Annotated in this window: 3 protein-coding genes; 2 read left to right on the forward strand and 1 reads right to left on the reverse strand. The window is 49.1% G+C overall.

Annotation, left to right across the window (positions count from 1 at the left end; genetic code table 11):
- Positions 1 to 87: 87 nt before the first annotated feature.
- Positions 88 to 3150: a CHASE2 domain-containing protein gene (locus MJZ26_14410; GenBank protein MCQ2106970.1), complete on the reverse strand. Its 3063-nt coding sequence runs from the start codon at positions 3148 to 3150 to the stop codon at positions 88 to 90.
- Positions 3151 to 3237: 87 nt separating this feature from the next.
- Here MJZ26_14410 and MJZ26_14415 point away from each other — a divergent pair, with 87 nt between their 5' ends.
- A complete protein-coding gene (locus MJZ26_14415; GenBank protein ID MCQ2106971.1) occupies positions 3238 to 6294 on the forward strand; it encodes a DNA translocase FtsK in 3057 nt (1018 codons plus the stop codon).
- Between the two features lie 201 nt (positions 6295 to 6495).
- Positions 6496 to 6766: hypothetical protein (locus MJZ26_14420; protein MCQ2106972.1), on the forward strand; the 271-nt coding region annotated here is incomplete at its 3' end.

A 6766-nucleotide genomic window follows, 5' to 3' on the forward strand; every position in this document is an offset into this window, starting at 1 on the left:
ATTACGCAGTTTTATCCTAACTTTAAACTGTCCAACTTTTTGGGGTCAGTTCAAAACCGAGGCCTTTTTTGATGAATTGTTTTGCCGTTATTTTTCGGTAGCGGTGAAGACGCCGTCCCAGGTTTCGCCTTCGGCCACCGGCGGGTTGACCTTGTAGGCTTCACAGCGCTTGATGTAGACGTGAGAAGGCGTAGTCTTGCTACCCGGATCGCGTTCAGGATGATGGGGTTCCAGGTCAAGACACTGGGTGAAGAGTGCGATTGCTTCGTCCCACTTCATTGCCAGATAGCAGTCGCGGGCCTTTTCCCAGATGGCTACCAACTGCTTCAACTGTTCCTCGTTTTCGCAGCCGGCCTTTTCCAGAAGTTCGAAGGTCTTTACCGGAAGGCTCTTGCCCACCACGCGGACTGTATCCAGGGAACGGTAGATGAAGCGGCCTTCTTCCAGGTTCTTCTGGGTGTCTTCGCTAATCTGGATATAGGCGCCATACTGCTTTGCGGCACTTTCGAGACGTGCTGCCAGGTTCACGGCGTCACCCATCATGGTGTAGTTCTTACGCATGGTAGAACCCATGTTACCTGTCACGATGTCACCGGAGTTGATGCCGATTCTCATGTGCATGTCATGAACTACCTTGGGCCACTTGTTGCCTTCGCTAGCCCACTTGTGACGAAGTTCCATGAGCTTTCTCTGCATCTTGACTGCGGAGTAGCAGGCACTCTGTGCGTGGTTTTCAAGGGGCATGGGCGCTCCGAAGAATGCGATAATGGCGTCACCTTCGTACTTGTCCAAGGTGCCCTTGTTTTCAAGCAGGGTGTCAGTCATGGCTGTAAGGTATTCATTCAGAAGTTCAACCAGCTTACTCGGGTCGCCGATCTTTTCGGAGAAGGTGGAGAAGCTTGCAATATCGGTAAAGTAGGCACTGATGTTGGACTTTTCACCACCCAGGGTCGGCATGATTTCCTGGTTCACCATGGCGTCGATCAGTTCCGGAGATATGTACTGCTTAAACGCATTGTTGATGAAGTTCTTTTCCTTATTTTCAAAGTAGAACTGAACCACCAGTGCGGAAATGTTTGTCAAAAGCATTGCCGTTAGCTGTCTGGACATGCCTAGGTATAGCCCGCCTTCGAAGTAGCGGAAGGCGATTACGGAGTAGACAAGCATGATCACAAGAGACAGGGTAATGGATATGTAGCTCTTGAAATAAAGACCAAGTGCCAAGCAGAGGATGGAAAGCAGGATGATAATGATTGTTTGGTACTTGTCCACCAGGGTAACGATATAGTCGTCTTCCAAAATGTTCTTGATGATGGTTGCGTGGATCAGTACTGCCGGGTAGTTTTCTTCGTGGGCTGCAGGCACAAAGTCGAATAGGGCTGCTGCCGCAGATCCGAGAATGAATATTTTACCTTGGTAGAAACTGGGGTCGACGCGCTGCTTATATACATCATAGTAGGAAAGGTGCTGGAAGGTTCTTGCAGATTCGTCGGTGTTGTAGTGTCCCTTGTACTTGATTTGATACTTGCCGTATCTGTCAATGGGAATCCTCTTGACGGGGCCGAAACGGTATTCCTCTCCGGGTTTCAGATTGTTGATGACGCCAAGACTTGTGTTTTCGATATCCTTGATGATGGCGTCAGAGAGAATCGGCTGGGTAGAAAGCCAACGCTTGTCGCCCTTGTCGTAGCGGAGATCCATGTCCATGGAAAGATGGACAATCTTGCCGTCTGGAATTCTGTCTATGCTGTCCTTGAAGTAGTTGATTGTCTTGACAATGTAGGCGTTGATGGCGATTTCCTCGTCCTCTTCTTCATCTACGATGAGGAATCGGTTTCCGGACTCGTCTTCTTCGTCGTACTTCAACACAAGGTTGTTGGAAAGGGAATGGGTGCTGCCCTTTTCCACGGAATCAAGAGTTGCCGAGGTAATATGAAGCAGGGCTTCAGAGAAGTTTTCGTCTAGATGTTGACCTTCGAACAGCTGGAAATACAAAGTTCCGTCATTTGCTTTCTGAACAACGATCTTGGAGGAAATGTCTGCGATATTCTTGGACGCTTCATGCTTGAAACCCTTGGTGTTCAGTTTTTCGTGCAGGGCTAGGAACATGGGGTAACTGAAATTAGGATAAGTGGTATGAAGCTCTCCACTAGAATCCCTGTACACGCCAAATGACTTGCCTAGTTCGATATACTTTCCGACTTTAATCTTCATGTCCTTGGGATCAAGGTGGAACAAATGAAGAATCGTCATGAGCGACATTGTGGAATAGATATGGCTTGAATCAATTCGACCGATTTCAACTAGGGAGGTGTCTTCCGTAGCATCGATAAAGGGGTTGGGGAATCGGTAGAACATGCTGACATGGCGTACGGTACCATCGTTGTCCGGGTAGGCGTTTACAGAGCCGATGAATTTACCGGCCTGAGCCAATTCGGGGAACACGTTGTCGAGAAGATCCTTGGGCTCAATATGTTCCAAGGTGTCGACCTGCTCGTTTCGGATGGTGGATTTCAGTCCAATTTCCTGAACTCGCATTTCGCTACTGAGAGGGCGCCATTGAGATTCGTGCTTATAGGATTTGGAATCGTCGAACATGTCGCAGACGATGGAAACCTTGCTTTCTCTAACAGCGTCGACGAGCATTGAATCATAGTTGTAGGCTGCGAGAATTTCTGGGTAGATGGAATCCCATTCGGATTCGGGGGCGACATCGCCAAGAATCTTCATTGCTTGACTGGCTTTCAACTTACCGAAGTCCGCATTCTTGAACAAAATATCGAAACCGATAGCCGCTGCACCGCCGTTGCTCAGGTTCTTGACTACGTTTGCGTGAATGGAACGGTCCCATTCATTATAGTTGCCAAGCTTGGCAAGCGCTGGTTCGTCAATGTCCACAATCAAAATGCCCGGATCGTAGCTTCCGGTGGTCTTGATCTTGGCGCTTTCACTAACGCGGTTTTCTTCAATGTAGGTGTCCAGCTTGAAGAACAAATCGTAGAATAGGTATTCCAGTTTTTCAGCTGTGTTTCGGGTTGTTCCGGTAATGTCGTTTTGGGTACTACCAAAAACGAGGATGAAGGAAACCACGATTGTGGAAATTGCAATACCAAAGAAGACTTTCTTGGTTTTCTTAGAAATCTTACGCATATGGTTAAAGATAACAAGAATATGCTTTCTGTCATTTTGATGACAAATTTATAGACTATATTTATGGAGTAAAATTTCGGAGGAGTCTTGGCTACTCAAAAAAAGAAAACGTCATCCAGGGCAAAGGGCTCTGGTAAAGGTTCTAAATCGACTAAAAATTCTGGCAAAGGTGCTTTGAGCGAGGGCGAACAGGGCTTTGGTCTTGTTCTTGCCGGCTGGTTTTTGCTGATAGTTGGTGTGTTGCTCCTTTTGGGGTGCGTCAGCTCGGTTTATAGCGGTTCCAAGGGTAACTGGCTTGGCCCATACCTGGGAGCAATGATTCCCAATGCGGTAACCTTCCTGTTCGGTAAGGTTTCTGTGCTTTTCTTTACGGTGTCTCTGGTTCTCTGGGGTGTTGGCCTTGCCTTTGCTGGTTTCCGGAGCCGTGTGATACGCTATGCTTTGGGTATGACCCTTCTATCGTTGGATTTGTCATTCCTTCTTGCGCTTAAGAGTTATGGGGTTTCCCAGGTTTCCAAGGATGTTTTGCTTTTGAATGGCGGTGTTCTTGGCCAGTTCTTTACGCAGAATATTGCCATTCCTGTTTTTGGCACTGCATCCAGCATTGCTCCTCTTTGTATTCTTCTTGTTTGTTTGGTCTTGATTCTTGTTCTCTCGTTTGGTCTGCGTCCTAGGCACTTCCGTTTTGTTGCCCAGGGAACAAGTTGGCTCAAATCTGTTTTTGCCAAGAAACCTGTCTTGGAACCCGATGTTGTGGAACTCGACTCAGATTATGGTGACGACGAACATGTTCGCAAGGCAAAAGCCAGTTCCGATAGAGGTGTGAGAGGATTGCCCCGTGGTGTGACCATGGATGACAATACTGTAATGCTTGAACCGGATGAATTCAAGATTCGCCGCAAGGGGAAGGTGGTCCCCTTTAGCGGTAGAAACAACTGGCTTGAAAACGACCTTGATATCAATAATGTCGAAGAAATGCCTGGCGAAATTCCGGAAGCAGAAAAAGACGCTGGCGCAACAATTGCTGCCGGCGCAAGTGCTGCTCCCACCTTGGCTGCAGCGGAAACCGCCGGCGGTGAAGATCCTGAAATTGCACGTCTGCAGGAGTTCCTGCGCCTTAATGAACGTCACATGAACGCCCTTGAAATAGTTGAAGTCAAGGAAAAGATTGCTGCATTGCGTCGCGCTCGCGACCTGATTGATTGGGAAAGGGGCCATAAGGGTCGTATGCAGGTTAAGGGCGATGTCCGCCGTAGTGAGGGAAATGCTCCTGAAGTAGCTGCCGCTGCGGAGGTCGCAGCAGAACCCACCATGGTTGCTGGAACCGATGCCACCGTTGTTGCAGGAGCTGATTCTACGGTTGTTGCCGGTATGTCTTGCGAGGAAGTTGCCTCTCGTGAGACCATGAAGACTTCGTCAGTCGAAAGGACTATCAACGCGGAAGACCTTCTGGGCGGTGATGGCGCTAGACGGGACGACATGACAACTTCCGGAAACGAAGACTTTGACAACGATGGTTTTGATTCTCCTGCGGAAGGTCAGGATGACACCTTTACTCCGGTGGTCTATGGTGCCGACGCCAACGAAGACGGGACGATTGCTGCTGGCCATGGGGCATCCATTCCTCAGCCAGACCCAACGGCACACTTTGATACCTATAAGGTTCCGTCCATTTCTGAAATCCTCAACGACCACGAAGTTCAGACTGCTGATTATACCGAAGATGAACTGAATGCTATCGGTAAGATGCTTGAAGAAAAGTTGGAAAACTTCAAGGTGAAGGGTCGCGTCATTGGTTGCGAAACAGGCCCTATGATTACCCGCTTTGAAGTGGAACCGGGTCCTGGCGTAAAGGTAAGCCGCTTTACCGCTTTGCAAGAAGACCTGGCCATGCCGCTACGTGTATCTTCCGTTCGCATTTTGGCTCCCATTCCGGGTAAGGCTGCGGTGGGTATCGAAATCCCCAATCGTAAGTTCCAGACTGTGTACAGTAAGGATGTGTTTGAAAGCGAAAAGTTCGCTCCCACTCCCGACAAGATTCAGGTGGCTTTGGGTAAGGATATTACTGGCGAAGCCTTTACCATGGACTTGGCAAAGGCTCCTCATTTGCTCATTGCTGGTCAGACCGGTTCCGGTAAGTCTGTCTGCATTAACGCCCTTATGGCAAGTATGTTGTTCAGCAAGACGCCCGACGAACTTCGCATGATTTTGGTGGACCCCAAGGCTGTGGAACTCAAGATGTACGAAAGCATTCCGCACTTGCTGGCTCCTGTGATTACCAAACCTGAAATTGCAATCCAGGCCCTGCAGTGGCTGTGCTACGAAATGGATCGCCGTACCGAAGTTCTTGCGACGGCTAAGGTTCGTAACATCGGTGGCTTTAATGCCAAGTATGAAGCTGGCGAACTTCCTGACGATATCCCCGACGAAGACAAGGGCCATCGCATGCCGTTCATTGTGGTGATTATCGATGAAATGGCTGACCTTATGATGGTTGCTGGCAAGGAAATCGAAAAGTCCGTGGCTCGCCTGGCTGCAAAGGCTCGAGCCGTGGGTATTCACTTGGTACTTGCAACCCAGCGTCCTTCCGTGAAGGTGATTACGGGTATTATCAAGGCGAACTTGCCTACGCGAATCAGCTTCAAGGTGGCGTCCCAGATCGATGCACGTACCGTCATGGACCATGCTGGCGCCGAAAAGCTTCTGGGACGTGGCGACATGCTGTTCAAGGCCGTGAACGATCCGGATCCGGTTCGCGTACACGGAGCATTCCTCAGTGACGAAGAAGCCGAAAAACTGGCAGACGCCTGCTCCAACCAGAACGTCTATTATCCTCAGGTGGAATCCTTCGATGTTTCCGAAGGTGGTGAGGGCGACGAAGATGGGGAAGGTGGCGGAAAGAATCTGGGTAAGCTTGACCCGCTGCTGTTTGAGGTGGCCTGCTGGGCTGTTGAAGTTAGCGGTCTTTCCACTTCTGCAGTGCAACGTCACTTTAGTGTAGGCTATAGCCGCGCGGGCAAGATTGTGGACCAGCTGTATGGTCTAGGTGTCTGCGGTCCCAGCAAGGGTAACTCCAAGCCTCGCGCCATGCTTGTGGGCATGGATGAACTGATGCAACTGGAACGCTCAGGAACCTTTAGGTAATGAACAATGAAAAATGAATAATTAACAATGAATTTTAATCACGACTTCGCCGTCTTATGTGGGCGCGAAGCGCCATTATCTACATTGTTAATTGTTAACTGTTAATTATTAATTGATAACTAAGCCGAGTGTCGCAAAAATAAGCTTACTTATTTTTATGACCGAGGCGCATTATCAAAAATAACGAAGTTATTAATTGTTATGAAAGAATACGCTCCTTCGAAAATCAATTTGTTTCTTGATGTCATCCGCAAGCGTGAGGACGGTTATCACGACCTGGGAACGGTGTTCCAGACCGTAGATGCTGGCGATACGGTTTCTGCCGAAGTTCGTGCAGATGGCCAGATTGTGCTGACCTACAACAATCCTCAGGACTATCCGGTAGAAAAGGACCTTGTGTTCAAGGCGGCTGTTGCGCTGAAGGCTTATGCAGCGGAGCAGGGCGTGCCTGGCGCAGAATCTCTCGGTGCCG

The organism is Fibrobacter sp. (genome assembly GCA_024398965.1).
Lineage (GTDB): Bacteria > Fibrobacterota > Fibrobacteria > Fibrobacterales > Fibrobacteraceae > Fibrobacter.

Excerpts from the sequence above, each read along its gene's own strand:
- MJZ26_14410 (MCQ2106970.1), bottom strand. The coding sequence starts at position 3,150 with ATGCGTAAGATTTCTAAGAAAACCAAGAAAGTCTTCTTTGGTATTGCA.